13 protein-coding genes are annotated in these 20,623 nt (G+C 38.0%); 10 read left to right on the forward strand and 3 right to left on the reverse strand.

What is annotated here, in order from left to right; genetic code table 11:
• Positions 1-53: 53 nt before the first annotated feature.
• The 9 genes from PGN18_RS21375 (at position 54) to PGN18_RS21415 (ending at position 16,205) form a co-directional block, all read left to right on the forward strand.
• Complete coding sequence (locus PGN18_RS21375) at positions 54-2,465, forward strand: patatin-like phospholipase family protein (RefSeq protein WP_335321611.1); 2,412 nt, start codon at positions 54-56, stop codon at positions 2,463-2,465.
• Positions 2,466-2,519: 54 nt separating this feature from the next.
• The gene (locus tag PGN18_RS21380) at positions 2,520-2,801 is read left to right on the forward strand and encodes a SelT/SelW/SelH family protein (RefSeq protein WP_335321612.1); all 282 of its coding nucleotides are present in this window, start codon (positions 2,520-2,522) and stop codon (positions 2,799-2,801) included.
• Between the two features lie 254 nt (positions 2,802-3,055).
• Positions 3,056-7,051, forward strand: a complete 3,996-nt coding sequence (locus PGN18_RS21385) for a two-component regulator propeller domain-containing protein (protein ID WP_335321613.1) — start codon at positions 3,056-3,058, stop codon at positions 7,049-7,051.
• Positions 7,052-7,193: 142 nt separating this feature from the next.
• Entirely contained in the window at positions 7,194-8,522 is a 1,329-nt protein-coding gene (locus PGN18_RS21390; RefSeq protein ID WP_335321614.1) for a BNR repeat-containing protein, read from the forward strand.
• A gap of 9 nt (positions 8,523-8,531) precedes the next feature.
• The gene (locus PGN18_RS21395; protein WP_335321615.1) at positions 8,532-10,691 is read left to right on the forward strand and encodes a family 43 glycosylhydrolase; all 2,160 of its coding nucleotides are present in this window, start codon (positions 8,532-8,534) and stop codon (positions 10,689-10,691) included.
• Between the two features lie 4 nt (positions 10,692-10,695).
• Positions 10,696-11,823, forward strand: coding sequence for a glycoside hydrolase family 88/105 protein (locus PGN18_RS21400; protein ID WP_335321616.1), 1,128 nt, complete (start codon positions 10,696-10,698; stop codon positions 11,821-11,823).
• A gap of 15 nt (positions 11,824-11,838) precedes the next feature.
• Positions 11,839-13,086, forward strand: a complete 1,248-nt coding sequence (locus PGN18_RS21405; RefSeq protein WP_335321617.1) for a DUF2264 domain-containing protein — start codon at positions 11,839-11,841, stop codon at positions 13,084-13,086.
• A 56-nt stretch (positions 13,087-13,142) separates the two neighbouring features.
• Positions 13,143-14,261 (forward strand): glycoside hydrolase family 43 protein, encoded by a 1,119-nt coding sequence (locus tag PGN18_RS21410; protein ID WP_335321618.1) that lies wholly within the window; start codon positions 13,143-13,145, stop codon positions 14,259-14,261.
• A gap of 108 nt (positions 14,262-14,369) precedes the next feature.
• Positions 14,370-16,205 carry a glycoside hydrolase family 35 protein gene (locus PGN18_RS21415; protein ID WP_335321619.1) on the forward strand — a complete coding sequence of 612 codons (1,836 nt, stop codon included), beginning with the start codon at positions 14,370-14,372 and terminating at the stop codon, positions 16,203-16,205.
• A gap of 302 nt (positions 16,206-16,507) precedes the next feature.
• Here PGN18_RS21415 and PGN18_RS21420 read toward each other — a convergent pair whose 3' ends face one another.
• Positions 16,508-17,038: an OmpA family protein gene (locus PGN18_RS21420; RefSeq protein WP_335321620.1), complete on the reverse strand. Its 531-nt coding sequence runs from the start codon at positions 17,036-17,038 to the stop codon at positions 16,508-16,510.
• A gap of 181 nt (positions 17,039-17,219) precedes the next feature.
• Between PGN18_RS21420 and PGN18_RS21425 the strand changes: the two genes are divergently transcribed.
• On the forward strand, positions 17,220-17,990 hold the full coding sequence (locus PGN18_RS21425) for an SDR family NAD(P)-dependent oxidoreductase (RefSeq protein WP_335321621.1): 771 nt from the start codon (positions 17,220-17,222) through the stop codon (positions 17,988-17,990).
• Between the two features lies 1 nt (position 17,991).
• On the opposite strand, the gene PGN18_RS21430 is transcribed toward PGN18_RS21425, so the two are convergent.
• Together PGN18_RS21430 and PGN18_RS21435 are read right to left on the reverse strand one after the other, a co-directional pair.
• Positions 17,992-19,803 (reverse strand): glycoside hydrolase family 15 protein, encoded by a 1,812-nt coding sequence (locus PGN18_RS21430; protein WP_335321622.1) that lies wholly within the window; start codon positions 19,801-19,803, stop codon positions 17,992-17,994.
• Positions 19,804-19,891: 88 nt separating this feature from the next.
• Complete coding sequence (locus PGN18_RS21435; protein WP_335321623.1) at positions 19,892-20,590, reverse strand: NUDIX hydrolase; 699 nt, start codon at positions 20,588-20,590, stop codon at positions 19,892-19,894.
• Positions 20,591-20,623 lie beyond the last annotated feature (33 nt).

A 20,623-nucleotide genomic window follows, 5' to 3' on the forward strand; every position in this document is an offset into this window, starting at 1 on the left:
ATAAAGAAAGAAATAAAAGACATTTAATCTTATGAAAAACAGATAAAAGATACATGAAAAGCTACATTAACGCCATTTTAGGCAGTTTTGTTCCTGCCTTTGAAAAAGGAATATTCGAAATCCGTTTCAGTTTTAAACGTTTGACGGTAAGGACGTTGGTTCACGATTTTATTTCAGTAGCCACTAGCATTGGCTTTGTTATTTTACCCGCATTTTTAATTGGGTTTATCTTTTTGTTATTACCTCAGGGTAGGGATACACTTCTGCTGGTGGTAGAAAACTTATCTACCTTCAATTTTTGGCCAATCTTCTTTTTACTATTGGGTATTGCAGCCTGGAGCATGGTATCGGAGATTAGTGTTCGTTATGCGATTTATATTTCTGATAATTCGGGCAAAAACCTAAGTGATGATCGGGTGGCCTGGCGGAAAACTGTTCAAAAACTACTTGCTGCAGCTTTTTTGTTGTGGCCATCATTTATTGTTTTTGTGAGTATGTTTTGGTGTATGCTCAGTGCCACTTATATGGACAAAGTACCACGTTTTTTATGTTTTGCTACCTGTTTTACGCTGATTTACTGGTTAATGTCCCTTTTATCCAATTTATATTTCCGCAAATCGGGTAAAGCAAGCGCTGGGGTTTATCTGAAGACAAAGTTGGGAGAACGATCTTTGCCAGACAGTGAGCAGAAATACCTCCGGAAATTATATGGCATCTATCAGGATTTTGTTTATACTTTACCAAAGGCATCCAGCTTTCAAAAAGAGTACAAAGAAGCGTTACAGTATTTTTCAGATTATTTTACGAAATCAACGAGAGATTTTACTGATGGGTTCCCTCAAAACCCAAAGGTACTGATAGAAACACGTATTGTACCTGCTGAATTTAACCTTATTGAGAGAGAGAAATTGTTAAAAGGAAGAGGTGAGCTCTATAAATGGACTTATCAGATTCCAGCATCATTTTTTAATGGCTTACATCGTCAGATTAAATTATTTGCCGGACTTTCATTTATGTTTTTCCTATTAATATCGTTGATTCCGGGCTGGTGGCCAGTGTTTTCATGGATAGGAGCCCCGGCTTTAATATGTTTTGCTTTTGCCTGTTACACAGGTATTTATGCCGGACTGCTATATTTAGATAAATCACTGCTAAGAAAATGGAAAATTTCTGTCCGTTTGTTATTATTTATCGTCCTGGTAGTTTGCTCTTTTTATAATCAAGATCATCCTGTGCGAATGTCAAATCATAAAACCAATAACCGCGAAACCATTGTAAAGCATTTTAATAGATGGTTCGTTAATTACAGAGACGGTATTGATAGTCAAAAAGGAGGTCATCAAAAAAAATATCCCGTTGTTTTTATCTGTGCCGAGGGAGGTGCGTTACGCACTGGAGCATATACTGGTTTGTTCTTGTCTAGTTTAAGTGAAAGATTTGAAAAGGAACGAAACGTCGATTTTAAAAAAACAATATTTGCAATGTCAGGTGTATCTGGTGGTGCTGTTGGTTTAGGCTTATACAATGCATTAACTTTCGAAAATGATGTACAGCTTTCATCCAGCCTGTCGGTAGCACTATCCAAAAAGTTTTTCCAGCATGATACACTATCACCTATAATAGGGAAAATGCTTTTTGGCGATTTCCTGAACTTATTTTTACCCATACATATTGACCTATTTGACCGCTCAATTGCCCTTGAAAAATCATGGGAGCAATCTTATCAATCATTAATCGATAAAAATCAAAACAATGTATTTTCCCAAAGTTTTGCATCCCAAAAAATAACTCCGAACCAGCCATTGTTCATCATTAATACCACAGAGATTGAAACCGGCTTACAATGTTGGATAAGCAACCTCACGCCTGATAGTCTGGCTTTTAAAAATCAGCGTGATTTATTGGCCGAGAGGGTAAATGATTTAAATTACAGCACAGCAATAAATTTTAGCACCCGTTTTCCTCTGTTTTCTCCAGCAGCAAAAGTTGGCGGCTTGAATGGCAATCCACGCTTACATTATCTTGATGGGGGATATGTTGAAAACACTGGCAGTGCTTCCATGTTGGAAGTACTTCAGTTATTAAAAAGTAAGTCGATATACTTTAATCAGATCACTCCAATAGTGATTACGCTGCTTTTTAGCGAAGAAGATAAAACCGCACCTAGCATCAGGTTTGGTAATGAGTTTATAGAGATATTTAGTGCATTAACCCATACGAGATCGGGAAATAGTAAAACAAGCCGGTTTCGCCTCAAGCAATTTTTGAACGAAAATAGTGATATCAGCCCAATCGACGAACCTTTAACAGCCGAGGAAAAAAATGTGCCGATGAATTGGGTTTTATCAGCACAAAGCATAAACAATATAACACGTGATATAGCGAATAAATTAGACGACACGTCAAAAAAGGGTATAATTCCCAAACTATTTAAAAATAACTTAAATTTTCCAGAAATAAAGTAGTTCAATAATTGTTTAGTTGGTGTTCTATTTTTGTACCCTTGTAAAAAGAATAAAATGGAAAAACCGTTTGTTAGCATAACATACTGCCCCAAATGTGGCTGGATGTTACGGTCGGCTTATATGGCGCAAGAGATTTTAACCACATTTGTAGATGAGGTAAAGGGCGTAACATTAATTCCAAGTGAAACTTCAGGTGTTTTTACCGTTCACGTTGATACGAAGCTAATTTTTGATAGGAAACTGAAGCAGCGTTTTCCCGAAATCAAAGAGTTAAAACAACTTATTCGTGATGAAGTTAATCCTGCAAAACATCTTGGGCATTCTGATGTGAAGTAATTTTAAAGCCGTAACCTCTTTGAAAGTTATTGCTACTAACTGATCATCGAAAATAAAAGTACTTGTAACTCAAATATAAACTGTTGGGGTGTAGTAGAAATCTTGTGCTTTTGGCTATTTAATCCTAAATCATTGCAGTTAATGGAGTGTTAAGAAAATATGTATATTCGTTCCATACCAAATAATACCACAGTACTGTTTTCTCTATGTTTCTTTTACAAAAAAAAGCTGCCTGCTTCATACTTTTTTTATGGATGGTTGCAGGTATCTGTTTTGCACAACCTTCTCCTATTCCTCTTACCTACTTGGGGGTAGAAAACGGCCTTTCCAATAATGTGGTAAATTCCTTATATCTGGATCATTACGGGTTTATGTGGATGGGTACGTATGATGGATTAAACCGATATGATGGTTATCATTTTAAGGTTTTTAGAAATGGATGGGGAGATGAACATTCATTGATCAATAACCACATTACTGTACTTACCGGAGATAAGAACAACAGGGTTTGGGTGGGTACACAAAAGGGAGTTTCGTATTATGATTATGCCGATTCAAAATTTCATCACTTGCTTTATGGGGATAAGGGCAAGGAAAATGAGGTAAGTTATGCCATTAACTCCATTGCTATAAGTCAAACATCAATAGTGTATGTAGCCACGGAAGAAAAAGGCCTTTTCATGCTTGAAAATAATAGTGGTGTAGCAAAGCGGATTTCTTTTGGCAAAAATTTAGATTTTACCGTAAAAGCCTTGTATGTGGATAAAGACCAAACCCTTTGGCTTTTTATAAAAGACATTGGCCTTTGCAGGTATGATCATGATAAAAAAGCTCTTCGTTTAGTAACCAATGCCATACGCTCTGTAACTTGTATTACAAAAAGTACTGATCAAACGCTTTGGCTTGGTACAGAACGCGGCTTATTCCAGTTCGATAAAGCCAGTGGTAGGCTTACCAAATTTAACCAGCATTTAAGTGACGAAAATATTATGGGTTTGTTGCTGGACGGAAAACAAAAACTTTGGATTTCAACTGATGGCGGGGGAATTACCATTTACGACACTAAAAATAGAAAAACAGATTACCTTTCTGCAGGGAAAGAAAAAAACTTGCTCAGCAGTAATTCTGTTGCTCAGGTTTACGAAGATGCTGAATCTAGAAAGTGGATTGCAACTTTACGTGGTGGTGTTAATGTTATTGATCCTGATAATGAACAGTTTACAACCATTAAAAATGATCCGTTAAATAGGAATTCATTAATTAACAATTTTGTGCTTTCCTTTAGTGAAGATCAGCAAAAGAATATATGGATCGGCACTGACGGAGGTGGCCTAAGCATTTGGAACCGAAAGCAAAATACGTTTACCAATTATACCAAAACCGGCGATGCAAATTCCTTAACCAGTAACTTTATTACCAGTATTTTAAATGATGAAAACGACAATGTTTGGGTAGCTAGTTTTAGTGGAGGGATAGACCGTTTTAATAAAAAAACGGGCAAATTTGTTCATTATAACTGCTATAATACCTTTACAGGTGTTGATGACATTAACATTTGGAAACTTTACCAGGATAAACAACGAAATATTTGGGTAGGTACTACAAAGGGTGGTGCACTATACCGTTATAATAAAAGTATTGATAAATTCGAGCTTTTCGACCATACATTAAAAGATATTCATACTCTGTTCCAGGATTCGAAAGGTAGGCTTTGGGCAGGAAATTATACAGATCTGATCGAAATAGATCCGATTGATAAAAAACACCGCTATACAAAGATCAACTTTGCGATTAGGGCAATCCAGGAAGGATCAAATCAACAGCTATGGATTGGTACAGAAGGTGGTGGGCTATTGCTTTTTGATCCTGAAACCAAAAAGATAAAGCGATATATTCAGCGTGACGGATTGCCCGGTAATTCAGTGCTTAATATCCTTCAGGATAATCAAGGAAATTTGTGGTGTAGTACTTACAATGGCCTATCCAAATTTGATGTTAAACATAATAATTTTAAAAATTATTATGTTACTGATGGTTTACAGAGCAATCAGTTTAACTATAATGCTGCATTAAAGCTCACCAATGGAGATTTATTATTTGGTGGGATTGGTGGTTTCAACTTATTTTCTCCCGAGGGTATAAAGAAAAAAAGAAGAATACCTAAAATAGTGCTGACAGATTTTAGGATCAATAATATTTCCCTTGATCAGGATTCAGCTTATAATGATATTTCTATCGTTAATCTAGCGAGTATCGAAATCCCATATAGCGCTGCTGTAATTTCTATAGACTATGCTGCCATAGAATTCTCTTTTCAAGACCAAATTTCTTATGCCTATTATCTGGAGGGCTGGGATCGAGACTGGAATTATGTGAATAAATTGAGTACGGCTTATTATTCGAGGTTAAACGAAGGCGAATACAAACTGCATATTAAAAGTACCGATACTGAGGGTGCGTGGAGCAATAATGAAAAGATTGTATTAATTAAAATTCTACCACCTTGGTACCGTACCTGGTGGGCCTATACGATTTACCTGGTTATAGGTTCTTCACTATTTTATCTTTTTCAAACCTATCGCAATCGGCAGAGACGATTAAAACACGAAGTAGAGCTAACCAACTTTAAAATGGAGCGTGAAAAGGATCTGAACGAGAAAAAACTGAATTTTTTTACCAATATTTCACATGAGCTAAGAACACCTTTGACCTTAATCGTTAATCCGATCAAAGATATTATCAATAAAAAGGAACCTGGAGAGGAAAAGAATGATTTAAGTGTAGTTTATCGCAACTCAAGGCGTTTATTAAGCCTGGTAGATCAGTTACTTCTCTTTAGAAAGACAGAAAGTGAAAATGATACATTAAAAATTGTGAAGATTAATCTGTGCAAATTCACAAAAGAGATTTTCCTTTGCTTTAATTATCTGGCCAAACAGAATCACATCGAATATACTTTTGAATGCGCAGAAGAGGAACTGGATATTTACGGAGATAAAGACAAACTCGAAATCGTTTTTTTCAACCTGTTATCTAACGCACTTAAATTTACTCCAAAAGGCGGTTTTGTGAAATTTAGTGTTAAAACGGTAGGTATGCGGGTGCATATCGAAGTAAGTGATAGTGGTCCTGGTATACCTAAGCATGTGGGTGAAAAACTGTTCGACAAATTTTACAAGGTCATGTCGAACGAATCATTGAAAATGGGTTTTGGTATCGGTCTTTATTTGGCCAAAAACTTTGTAGAATCACATAAAGGAAAAATATCGTTTCGCTCCAACCAGGGTTTGGGTACGATCTTTTTGATCGATATTCCGTTTGGAGAGCCAAATTTGCAGCATAACAGTGTTTTACAAAATGAGTTAACTTATGTAAATGAACTGATTGCACAAGAGGAGGAAGCCGAAATTAATGAGGCAGAAAATGTGGGTAACCTAGAATTGCTTATATCAGATCTACATTCTATCCTGGTAGTTGATGATAATCCCGAAATTATAGATTATATCAAGCAGATTTTTCAGGATAACTTTAAAATTTACAAGGCCGAAAACGGTACCGAGGGTTTGAAAATTTGTAAAGAGTTTCTTCCGGACATTGTGATATCTGACGTAAATATGGACGACCTTAATGGCATAGAACTTTGTAAGGCGATAAAAGAAGATTCGGCCTTGAGCCATATTCCGGTAATTTTGCTTACTGGTGATCCGAGTCCTGAAGTAAAACTTAAGGGAATTGAAGTTGGTGCCTATGATTTTATTGGTAAACCGTTCGATAAAGAACTTTTTACGGCCAAAATTAAAAGTATTATTAAAAACAGGACTAATCTTCAGTCTTATTTCTACAATGAAATAACATTAAAGAGTGATGTTCACAAAGTATCGCAAGAAGACAAAGGCTTTCTTCAGAAATGTATTATGATTATCGAAGAAAATTTAATGGAAGATAGCTTCAATGTAAAAACTCTGGCATCTGATCTTGGAATGAGTCATTCTAATCTCTATAAAAAGATCAAATCTACTTCAGGGCAATCCATAAATAGTTTTATCCGATTTATTAGGCTAAGAAAGGCTGCCGAATTGTTAATTAATACCAATTTAAATATTAACGAAGCAGCCTTCAGAGTCGGCATAAATGATAGCAAATATTTTAGGGAACAGTTTCAAAAGTTATTTAAATTAACACCATCTGAGTTTATAAAAAAACACCGTAAAAGTTTCCATAAATATTACAATATCAGTGGGACAACGTAAAAGTTACGCTTTTTTTTGCTTTAGAGGGTGTTTAGCTTAAAACGCCCCCTGCAAAATATGATTTAACCCCCCGTGCAAAGCTTAAAAATTTCGGTACTTCGGCTTTACCAAACCATAAGAAACCGAACAGTTTAACCTAATAATGTTTCAGTCCCTAATTAAAAGTATTTTTCTGGTTCATGTGTTCCTCAGCATTAGTATGTTGAGTACTGCGCAAGAAACACAACTGAGTACTATTGCAAATAATGGATGGGCAGGCAATTCGGTTAATACTGTTATTTTTCGCAAAAATTCTTTAATCAGCTTCAAGAATAAGCAGTACGTTGCCTATTATGATCATGATCAAAATGTGGTATTGGCCAAACGAAAGATCGGCTCCAAGCACTGGATAGTCGTTACAACGCCATATAAAGGAGATGCTGCGGACGCGCATAAATCGATTAGTGTGATGGTAGATGGGGATGGTTTTCTCCACGTGGTATGGGGGCAGCATAACAATAAGTTAAACTACGCCAAATCTACTTTGGCCGGTTCACTAACTTTAGGAAATAAGGAAGAAATGCTTTCTGTGAAAGAAAACAAGGTCAGTTATCCCGAGTTTTACAAATTAGCTAATGGCGATTTATTGTTTTTTTATCGAGATGGGGGATCTGGAAACGGGAATTTGATGATAAACCGTTACAGCTTAAAAACCAAGAAATGGACACGTTTACAGGATGGGATGATTGATGGCGAAGGACAGCGAAATGCCTATTGGCAGGTAGCAGTAGATCAGGCTGGCACCATCCATTTATCTTGGGTATGGCGCGAAAGTCCGGATGTAGCAAGTAATCACGATTTATGTTATGCAAAATCGACGGATGGCGGCACCACCTGGCTTAAATCTACGGGCGATAAATATATGCTTCCCATTACAGCAACAAATGCAGAATATACCATAAAAATTCCACAGAAAAGTGAACTGATCAACCAAACATCCATGTTTGCTGATGCAAAAGGTAAAGTATTTATTGCTGGTTACTGGCGTGAAGCAAACGAAAATGGACCCCAATATCACCTTGTTTATAAAACAGATACCACCTGGGAGGTGAGCAACCTCAATTTTAGAAAAACAACGTTTAGCCTAAGTGGTACTGGTACCAAACAGATTCCGATTTCGAGACCGCAGATTATCGTTTGGCCAAATGGGAAACATGATGCCGCAGGCTTATTATTTAGAGATGCCGAACGGCAAAATAAGGTATCTATCGCTTTAAATAATTACCTTGGATCAGATGACTGGACCATTAAAGACCTTACTCAAACCGACATGGGCGATTGGGAACCGACTTACGATACCGAACTTTGGAAAACCAAAAAAATACTGAGTCTATTTTTGCAAAACGTTACCCAAATAGATGGCGAAGGAAAAGGAGAGCAGTTGCCAACCAAAGTGCAGGTATTGGATTTGAAACCTGGGAAATTAAAATAATTATAAGAAATGAGGTATTCGAAAAGGAAATATAGTATTCTTTTATTGCTCGTATGTTTATCAGCAAAAATCGTTGCGCAAGCCAAAAAAACCGACGGGTCAAAAGAAAATGTGGCTTATCTATTTACTTATTTCACCGGTAATTCGAAGGCTGAGGAAGCCATTCGTTTTGCAGTGAGTATGGATGGTTATCACTATAAGGCACTAAACAACAATAATCCAGTCATTTCTTCAGAAAAGATCAGCAGTACCGGTGGTGTTCGCGATCCGCATATTTTGCGGGGTGAAGACGGCAAAACCTTTTACATGGTGGCTACTGATATGATTTCCGCAAACGGATGGGATTCGAACAGGGCAATGGTATTATTGAAATCAAATGATCTGATCCATTGGAAATCTGCCGTTGTAAATATTCAAAAACGTTTTCCACATAATGAAAATTTGCTGCGCGTTTGGGCGCCGCAGACCATTTACGATAAAGTAACAAAAAAATACATGGTGTATTGGTCGATGAAACATGGAGATGGGCCTGATAAAATTTATTATGCTTATGCCAATGCTGATTTTACCGATCTGGAAACAGCTCCAAAGCAACTATTTTTTAGTCCAACCAATGGCTCTTGTATCGACGGAGATATTATTTACGATAAAGGAAAATATAACCTGTTTTTTAAAACGGAAGGGAACGGCAATGGCATTAAAAAAGCGGTTTCTGATAAACTAACAGAAGGTTATGTATTACAGGATAAATACCTACAGCAAACTAAAGAAGCTGTAGAAGGGGCAGGCGTCTTTAAGCTGAACCATAGTGACGAGTATATCCTGATGTATGATGTTTATATGAAAGGCCATTATCAGTTTACCAAAAGTAAAGATCTGACCCATTTTACCGTGGTAGACCAGGATGTAACCATGGATTTCCATCCTAGGCACGGAACTATTTTACCAATTAATCAGCAAGAGTTAAATCGGCTTCTTAAACAATGGTATACTGTTGAGTCTGCTTTACAAACCGCAAAAAATAAGCAAATTAATCAAAATAACATCATTGTTGACAGCGTAAACCAAAAACTTTATCTACCTGTAAATGATGGTACAAATTTAAAGGCATTTGATCCGCTGTTTGATACTTTCGGTCAAATCAGTATCATGCCGAAAGGCAAAATGGATTTTTCAAAAGGTTCAGTGAAAATTAAGGTAGTTATTCCTGGTCAGTATGCTAAAACCTACTCAGTAAGTGTTGCCGTTGCAAATAATCCTGTATTAAAAGGTTACTATGCTGATCCTGAAATTCTATATTCGAATAAAACTGATAAATATTATCTCTATCCAACCAGCGATGGTTTCGACAATTGGAGCGGCACTTATTTTAAATGTTTTTCTTCCACCGATCTGGTTAACTGGAAAGATGAAGGCAAAATATTAGACCTCGAAAAAGAGGTATCATGGGCAAAAAGGAATGCTTGGGCTCCAACCATTATCGAAAAGAAAGTAAATGGCATATATAAATATTTCTATTATTTTTCTGCTGCACAGAAAATTGGTGTTGCGGTTGCTGACCATCCAACCGGCCCGTTTAAAGATAGTGGAAAGGCTTTAATTGCAAGTAGGCCAAAGGGTGTTAAAGGCGGACAAGAGATTGATCCGGATGTATTTAATGATCCTAAAACCAACAAAAGTTATTTGTACTGGGGAAATGGCTACATGGCAGTTGCACCATTAAATGATGATATGATTTCGATTGATACCAGTGCTATTCAGATTATCACGCCAGATAATACTTTTAGAGAAGGTACCGAAGTGTTTTATCGAAATGGTAAATATTACTTTTTATGGTCCGAAGACGATACCCGAAGCGAAAACTACCGGGTAAGATACGGCTTTTCTGATTCGCCTACAGGAAAAATGACCATTCCTGAAAACAATCTGATTTTGGCAAAAGATGTTGCTCAACAGATTTATGGCACAGGGCATAACAGTGTAATCAAGGTGAATGGTAAAGATGAATGGTACATGGTTTACCACCGCTTTACCCGTCCTAAAGGAATTTTTATGGGAGACGCCGCGGGTTACAACCGTGAAGTTTGTATTGATAAAATGGAATTTAATGCTGATGGAACCATTAAACCTGTAAAACCGACCATAAGCGGCATTAAACCAATACGTTAAAGTTATGAGGTTGTATAAGTCATTTTTCTTTATGTTTTTCTTAATCAGTATGGCGGTAAATGCCCAAAGCCAGCTGTCAAAAGAAGATGTTCTGGAAGTAATTAATCGTGCAAATAGTTATTGGCAAAAGAACAATAAACCGGAAGTACGGGCCTTTTGGGACCACGCGGCTTATCATACCGGTAATATGGCGGCTTACGAAGTTACCAAGAACGAAGCTTACCGAAAATATTCAGAAGATTGGGCCGTGTACAACAAATGGATGGGTGCAAAATCCAAAGATAAATCCAATTGGAAATATAAATATGGCGAAACTGATGAATATGTATTGTTTGGCGATTGGCAGATCTGCTTTCAAACCTACATTGATTTATATCGCTTAAAACCTGAGGAATATAAAATTGCCAGGGCAAAAGAGGTAATGCAATACGAAATGAGTACCCCAAATAATGATTACTGGTGGTGGGCCGATGGTTTGTACATGGTAATGCCAACGATGACCAAACTTTATGCAGTAACTAATGATCAGAAGTTTTTGGATAAACTCTACGAATATTTTATGTACGCCAATAGCATCATGTACGATAAAAAGGAAAAACTTTATTATCGCGATGCAAAATATGTTTATCCTAAACATAAAACTGCCAATGGTAAAAAAGACTTCTGGGCAAGAGGGGATGGTTGGGTATTTGCAGCTTTGGCAAAAGTGCTTAAAGATTTGCCCCTTACAGATCCACACCGTAATGAATACCTAACCAAATACTGCAATATGGCTAAAGCAATTGCCAAAAGCCAGCAAACAGGGGGCTATTGGACAAGAAGTATGCTTGATCCATTGCATGCGCCAGGGCCTGAAACCAGTGGCACCGCATTTTTTACCTATGGTTTGTTATGGGGGATAAATAATGGTTATTTAAAAGAAAAAATTTATTTGAGAGTAGCAGAAAAAGGCTGGTCGTACTTAACTAAAACTGCATTACAACCTGATGGTAAAGTGGGTTATGTACAACCAATTGGAGAAAAAGCGATACCAGGTCAGGTGGTTGACGTAAATGCTACTGCTAATTTTGGCGTAGGAGCATTTTTGTTGGCCGGGAGCGAAATGTATCGCTATTTATCACACAAACAATAAAATTGATAGCGAAAAATGAGATTTAAGAATATTTTGATGGCTGCTTTAATGGTCATTTGGGCTAATGGGGCTGTTTTTGCACAAAAGAAGAATAGAACTACTAAAGGTACAGCTTTAACTGATAGACAGTTTTGGTTGCAACAAATGGATAAGATGATAAAGCCTGTTTTATATAATCTGGCCAAAGATAGTTTGAGGATCGCCATGCCGAAGGTTACATCTGTCCACATTGATAATAAAGAACACCGAATTAAAGTACAGTATGTTGAAGTTTTAGGAAGGGTATTAAGTGGTATAGCACCATGGCTACAGTTGGAAGGAGGTTCCGTAGAAGAGGTGGCTTTGAGAAAGCAGTACCGTGATTGGGCCATTAAAGGGATAAAAAACGCATTGGATTCTAATGCCAAAGATTTTATGAACTTCGATATTGGCGGGCAGCAACTGGTAGATGCTTCTTATATAGCTCTGGCTTTGGTCCGAGCGCCATGGCTATGGGAAAACCTGGATAAGAAAAATCAGGAACTGATGATGCAGTCTATTGTGACGACCAGAAGATTTAAGCCTGTTTTTTCCAACTGGTTACTATTTTCAGCAATGAATGAGGCTTTTTTAGCGAGATTTGGTTACAGCTGGGATCCTATGCGTGTTGATTATGCCCTACAACAAATGGAACAATGGTACACCGGCGACGGCATGTACACGGATGGAACATCATTCGCCTTCGACTATTATAATAGTTATGTTATCCATCCTTATCTGGCTGCTTTGACCAATATTATAGGTGCTAAAACAAACAGTTATAAAGAAATGTTCGAGAAGATTAAAAAGCGTAATGAACGTTATGCCATCATTCAGGAAAGATTAATCAATACGGATGGAACGTATCCGGCTACCGGCCGATCAATTATTTACAGGGGAGCTGCATTTCACCACCTGGCTGACATGGCCTGGCGGAAAGCGTTACCCAAGCAGTTAAGTCCGGCACAGGTACGTTGTGCATTGACAGCCGTAATCAGAAAAACTTTAGAGAGCCCTTCGACTTATAAAAATGGCTGGTTAACCATAGGTTTATACGGCGATCAACCCAATCTCGGCGATTTTTATAATAACCAGGGCAGTCCGTATATCGCCTCTAATATCTTTTTACCTTTAGGTTTACCGGCATCAGATCCTTTTTGGGCCAATCCGGCAGAGAAATGGAGTGCGCAAAAAATCTGGAGCGGCGAGAATTTTGAAAACGATCATAGTGCAAGTTTAAAATAAACAAGAAATTCATGAAGGTAACTACCTTCTATAATGTTAAAATTAGTTGATAAAAAATGAATAAGAGAATCAGTTTTGTTATAGGGCTTATCGCCATAAGTTTGGGCTTAAGCAGCTATGTTGCTGCACAACAACCCTATACCTCTTTTACCCCGGGTAAAATTTGGAAAGATGACAAAGGCGTACACATCAATGCCCATGGTGGCGGTATTGTAGAGTATAAGGGGGTATATTATTGGTTTGGAGAGCACAAAGTTGAAGGAGAAATAGGAAACACGGCGCAAGTAGGCGTGCATTGCTATTCATCAAAAGATTTATATAATTGGAAAGATGAAGTTATAGCATTGCCGGTTTCCAACGATTTAACGAGTGATATTGCCAAAGGCTGTATTCTCGAAAGACCAAAGGTGGTGTATAATAAAAAAACTAAAAAGTTTGTGATGTGGTTTCACCTGGAGCTTTTAGGCAAAGGTTATGCAGCAGCCAGATCTGGAGTAGCTGTAGCAGATCGCCCAACAGGGCCATATACTTTTATCAAAAGTTATCGTCCAAATGCAGGTAAAATGCCTTTTTACGCTGCAGGTACATCCGAAAAAGATAGGGTAAACTGCCAGCAACCAGCAAATGAAAGTGATGGTTATTTCTGTAGGGATTTACCCGGTGGACAAATGGCCAGAGATATGACCGTTTTCGTAGACGATGATGGAAAGGCTTATCATGTGTTTTCTTCTGAGGAGAATTTGACCTTGCATCTAGCTGAGCTAACTCCCGATTATTTAGGGCATACTGGAAAATTCATTAGGATTTATGTGGGCCAGCAAACCGAAGCACCTGCTTTATTCAAGAAAAATGGAACTTATTATATGATTGGCTCTGGCTGTACCGGTTGGGCACCAAATGCAGCTAGATGGTTTAAAGCAAATAATATTTGGGGTCCATGGACTTACATGGGAAACCCTTGCCAGGGTGAAGGTGCTAATATAACCTTTGGTGGGCAGAGTACACATGTGTTACCTGTGCCGGGAAAAAAGGGAGAATTTATTTTTATGGCAGATAAATGGGCACCAAAAAATGCAATTGACGGACGTTATCTGTGGTTGCCGATTCAATTTCAAAATGATAAAATATCAATAAACTGGGCAGACGAATGGGATCTGAGCGTGTTTAAAAAGTAAGAAAAGACAAATTTTTATATAACCTAGATGATTGGATTGCCCAGAAATGTGCAAATAGGAAATTTTTTGCCTGAAATTCAGGTCATCGCTAAACAAACTTTAACAAAAATGAAAGCAAAATTACTATGGCTGGTGGCGCTATGTTTCTCCTTATCGGCTTTTGGCCAGCAAGCTAAACATACGTTTAAGCTTGGAGAAACGGACTTTTTATTGGATGAAAAACCTTTTCAAATTATATCTGGTGAAATGCACTATCCTCGTGTACCAAAAGAAGCCTGGCGCGCGCGTATGAAAATGGCCAAAGCCATGGGTTTAAATACCATTGGAACCTATGTATTCTGGAACGTACATGAACCACAAAAAGGTAAGTTTGATTTTTCGGGAAATAACAATATTGCTGAGTTTGTGAAAATTGCGCAACAAGAAGGTCTATGGGTTATTTTGAGGCCTAGCCCCTACGTTTGTGCAGAATGGGAGTTTGGTGGCTATCCTTATTGGTTGCAAACTGAAAAAGGTTTGGTGGTAAGAAGCACCGAACAACAATATCTTGATGAATACAAGAAGTATATTGTCGAAGTTGGCAAGCAATTGGCACCATTGCAGATTAACCACGGCGGTAACATTATCATGGTGCAGGTAGAGAATGAATACGGTTCTTATGCTGCCGATAAAAACTATTTAGATATCAATCGGAAAATGTTTATAGATGCAGGCTTTGATGGTTTGCTTTATACTTGCGATCCTGCAGCTGACGTGAAAGATGGCCATCTGGATGGATTATTACCCGCACTGAACGGGATCGATAACCCGGCGAAAATCAGACAGCTGGTAAATGAAAATCATGGTGGTAAAGGTCCATACTTTATTGCTGAATGGTACCCTGCATGGTTCGATTGGTGGGGAACACCTCACCATACCGTTCCAGCTGAACAATATACCCAAAAGTTAGATTCTGTTTTAGCATCAGGTATTTCTATTAATATGTATATGTTTCATGGTGGTACTACCCGCGATTTTATGAATGGTGCAAACTATAAAGATACTTCACCTTATGAGCCACAAATCAGTAGTTATGATTATGATGCACCGTTAAACGAGGCTGGAAATGTGACTGAAAAATTCAAAGCATTTAGAAGCGTTATCGAAAAACACCTTCCTGCAGGACAAAGCTTACCACCAGTTCCAGCTGCGAAGCCTAGCATGGCCATTGCACCTTTTAAATTAGAAACTAAGGTAGCCTTATTCAATGCACTGCCAAAAGCGGTGAAAAATATTACGCCTTTAACTTTCGAGGATCTAAGTCAGGATTATGGCTATGTATTGTACCGCACCACGATCAAGGGAGGTAGAAAAGGTGAATTACAACTTAAACAATTGCGTGATTATGCCCTGGTTTTTATCAATCAAAAAAGGGTAGGTATTTTAGACCGTAGGCTAAACCAGAACTCCTTATCATTAGATCTTCCGGCGGGGGAGTTACAGTTAGATATTTTTGTGGAGAATATGGGGCGCATCAATTTTGGAAAGTATCTACTGGAAAATAAAAAGGGAATCACAGAACAAGTTACTTTTGATGGTTCCGAGATTAAAGACTGGGCTATGTATGGTTTTCCTTTAAGCAACGATAGGATGACTACAGCTGGTCAATCAAAAACAAATGAATATGGGCCAACTTTACAGAAAGGATCTTTTCAGATTTCAACTGTGGCTGATACCTATTTAGATATGACCGATTGGGGAAAAGGTGTGGTTTGGATTAACGGACATAACTTAGGAAAATATTGGGCAATTGGTCCGCAACAAACGCTTTATATCCCACAAGAGTGGTTAAGAAAAGGCAAGAACGAGATCTCAGTTTTAGAACTAATTAAACCTGGTCAAAATACGTTAAAAGCGATTGACCAGCCGATCTTAAATACACTTAAAAAATTAAATTTGGATTAAGCTATTATCAAAGTCTTTTTAAATCCGTAATGATTCAAAAGAGCATACGGATTTAAAAATGGAAAAAAAATCTGCGGACAAAGCTATCGTCACCCTCAACTTCTTTTAGTGTCTTTTTGTACCTGTCTAAGAATACTACGATTAAATAATAGGAAAAGAGCTTCGTAGCAGGATGTCGTCACCCTGAACTTCCGCCCGGCCGGTCGGACGGGTGTTTCAGGATCTTTCTATACTGTTCGTATTTTTTAAAAAGAAAAGTGCCATGGAAACTAAACCATGGCACTTTTGCGATATTCTGATAATTATTTCTGAACCTTTATTTCGGTTCTTCTGTTCAATATCCTACCTTCTTCGCTGTCATTGCTGCTAATAGGATTTTTATCGCCGTGACCAACCACAGTAAAGTTATTTCCATTTAAACCAGCATTAATAAAGTACGATTTTACAGCATTCGCACGGTCTACAGAAAGTTGCATGTTATGTTCCGGCGTACCTTCAGCAGATGAATAGCCGTTGAGAATGAATTTCGTATCCGGCGATTTTTTCATCTCCGTAACCGCTTTATCCAAAATAGGGAATGATGATGTTTTAAGTACAAATGAATTGAACTCGAATTGGATGTTATCTAAGTTAAAGTTCGGTTTTTCAACCGGAGCAGGAGCTTCTTCTTTCTCTGGTACAGGTGCCGGTTTTTTCTCTTCTACTGGTGGTGCCGGTTTTTGAGCCGGTATAGGAGCAGGTTTTGTAGCCAGTTTTTTTGTTTTACAAGAATACATGGTTAGCGTAAACAACGCAAGGAGCGTAACAAATAAAAGGTTTTTGGTAATGTTCATGTTTTAAGATTAATTTATGTTTATTGTGTGTTTGTTGCCCAAACATACTAATAAATGATTATAGCTAATAACGATGTTTTTTTTAGGAACTTACATGTTGAATATTAATTGTTTTAATTTACATCGATTTTACGCAAACATTATTAGTCCTTGTTTCCTTTATCTAATATAACCTATCATTATGAATCGTTTTAAAAACAAAATTGCTTTAATAACCGGAAGCAGTCAGGGAATTGGCGCTGCATGTGCCCTAAGGCTGGCCAAAGATGGCTGTGATATTATATTGAATGGCCATAAGTTTGATGAAAGGGGCGAAAAACTTATTTCAGATATCCAGGATTTGGGAAGAAAAGTTACCTTTTTAGAAGCTGACTTAAGTAAAGCCGATGCGGCTATTAAATTGGTCACCGATGCTGTGGCTGTATTTGGCCAATTAGACATTTTGGTAAATAACGCGGGCGTAGAAAAAAATGCCAGTTTTTGGGATGTTACAGAAGAGGATTATGACCTTATTATGAATACGAATTTAAAAGGTGTTTTTTTTACAATCCAGTCATTTGTAAATTATTGCAGAAAAAACAATTTACCAGGTACGGTAATTAACATGAGTTCTGTACACGAAGAAATTGCATTTCCCAACTTTGCGGCTTACTGTGCCAGTAAAGGTGGTTTAATGATGCTGACCAGGAATCTTGCTTCAGAACTAGCACAATTTAATATCAGGATTAACAATGTGGCACCGGGCGCAATTTCAACACCAATCAATCAAGATTTATTAGACAATAAAAAGCAATTGGGGAAAGTGCTGCAAAATATTCCATTGAAACGAATGGGGAAGCCAGAGGATGTGGCCGCGGTAGTCGCTTTCCTTGCCTCTGACGATGCTGCTTATGTAACTGGATCAACTTATTATGTAGATGGAGGATTAACCTATCATTATGAAGAACAATAGGCTAACTGGTTTCTCGGCTTAGTTGTTTATTCAGCTCCACAGCCGCACTAATTAAGGCCAGGTGTGTAAAAGCCTGCGGAAAATTACCCAGGTGTTCACCTTTTCGCCCCAATTCTTCGCTAAAGAGTAAAAGATGATTGGAATAACCGATCATCTTTTCAAAGTTCTCAACCGCCCGTTCCAGTTCTCCACTTTTGGCCAATGCTTCAATAAACCAGAATGAACACATATTAAAAGTACCCTCTTCACCCTGTAATCCGTCTATTTTGGTCATGCCATTCTTATAACGGTAAACCAAAACATCCAGCAATAATTCTTCATCAATTGCTTTCATGGTCGAAAGCCAGCGGGGCTCCAGCGGTGAAATAAAGTGGGTTAAAGGCATCAGCAAAGCACTGGCATCTACATGTGTAGCACCTTTATACTGTACCCAAGCACCTAATTTTTCATTCCAGAAATTATGATAAATGTCTTTGTAAATTTCGCTACGGATATTATGCCATTCTTGCTCCGGATAAGGGAATGATCGGTTTTCGGCAATTTTAATTGCCCTATCCATCGCTACCCAGCACATTAAGCGAGTGTGCAGAAACTCCTTTTTCTCATTCCTGATTTCCCAGATGCCGTGATCGGGTTTTTTCCATTGTTTGATTACACATTGAACCTGTTTTTCTATCAGTGTCCAGAACTCGTAGGTAATTGGTTTGTGCGATTTGTTATAAATGTAAACCGTATCAATCAGTTCTCCGTAAATATCAATCTGTAGCTGACTGGCTGCTTCATTGCCAATGCGCACGGGTTTAGATGACAGGTAGCCTTCAAACTGATCGGCTTCTATTTCTTTTATTTTTGTATTGCCGTTAATCTGATATACCAGTTGCAAATCTATTTTCTGACAGAGGTTAAATATCCAGTCCATAAATGCCGTAGCCTCATCAAAAAAGCCAAGCCTTAAAAAGGCATACATGGTAAAAGCCGCATCCCTGATCCAGGTAAAACGGTAATCCCAATTACGGTTTCCGCCAATTGTTTCTGGCAATCCAAAGGTAGGCGCGGCCACTACCGAACCATACTCTGCTGAAGTAAGTAACTTTAGCGTAATTGCCGATCTCTTTATAATTTCTTCATAACGGCCTTTATAAGTGGTTTGACTGATCCATTCCCGCCAGTAATCTACGGTCTTGCGGTAACCATGTTCTTGGTAGTGGGCTAAATCAGCTGCAAGTTCATCATTTTCAAGGATTTCCATAATGATGTGCGCCGTTTCCGATTCCTTTAGCGTAAATTCAGCATAACCATTACCTTTTTCAATATGTAATGGCACATCTGCTTTTAGTTTTAAGGTAAGTTTTTCAGTTTGGGAAAAAAACACCAGTTCATCATTTTCGTGTTGAACCGTATGTTTACTTTTCATATAGCCAAAAGCCGGTACACAGAAAACCTTAAAAGTAATATCGCCCCTGATGGATTTAACCTGTCGCACAATAGCACTGGGGAAATCCGTTTCCTTTGATAGTGGCATGTAATCGCTAAGCTCTGCAATGCCTTGTTCGGCGAAAAATCGGGTAAGCAGAACCGCTGTTCCGGGTAGATAAAGCTGCTTGCTGGTATAGTTTTCAAGCTGCGGTTCAACAGAAAAATAACCACCCTTCTCCGAGTCCAGCATCGACGCAAAAACGGTGGGCGAATCGAACCTTGGTGTGCACAAAAAATCTATTGAGCCCTTTAGCGAAACCAGTGCTACTGTTTTTAGATTGCCGATAACGCCATAGTTTTCTATTGGCTGGAAAGGTCTTTTTCTGTGCTTTGCCATATTTAAGGTATAATTTACCTAAGCAAAGGAATAACGCATCGCTTTTGTTTTACATTATGTCAACAGGTATTGCAAAAGGCGAAATACGCTACACTTTTAAGTTTGGAACCAGGTTTAAAAAGGCCTGCGAATTGGCCTGGTACTTTTTCTTATCTAATTTAAAATAAAATGCCCCTTTTTTAGAGCCTGTTCTATCTTTCTCTGCCAGCTTGATCAATAATCCGGTGGAGGTAATTTTTCGGCTGAAGTTTCTGGTATCTATTTTAGTATCGTTAACTTCCTCAAAAAGAATATGCAACTGTGGAATGGTGAATTTTTTCGGCAGCATTTCAAACAATATAGGATGTAGAGCCGCTTTGTACCTTAGTTTTTTACGGGCATCAGCCACCATCTGGTTGTGATCGAAAATAAGTTTAGGCCTATCGTTGATTAAAAACCATTCGGCCTCATAATCGTCGTTAAGCTGAGCCTCATATTTGTGTATATCAATAAGGGCAAAATAACCAACAGAAAGCGTTCTTTCAATCGGGTCGCGATGAGGTTCTCCATAAATCTGCATTTGTTCCAGGTAAACCCCCTCTAAACCTGTCATTTTTTTGAGTACCCTGTTTGCAGCATCGTCTGGACTTTCATTAGCACCTACGAAACCGCCCATTAAACTCCATTTGTTTATTTCAGGCTCCAAACCCCGCTTAACCAAAAGAATTTTAAGGTGTTCGCCATCAAATCCAAATACAATGCAATCAACAGCAACAAGATAATGTGGCTGCCTGGAATATTCAATCATTTTTATTGAGGTTTAAAGGGCTTAATATGTTTA

The organism is Pedobacter terrae (assembly GCF_036946585.1).
GTDB classification, from domain to species: domain Bacteria; phylum Bacteroidota; class Bacteroidia; order Sphingobacteriales; family Sphingobacteriaceae; genus Pedobacter; species Pedobacter terrae_C.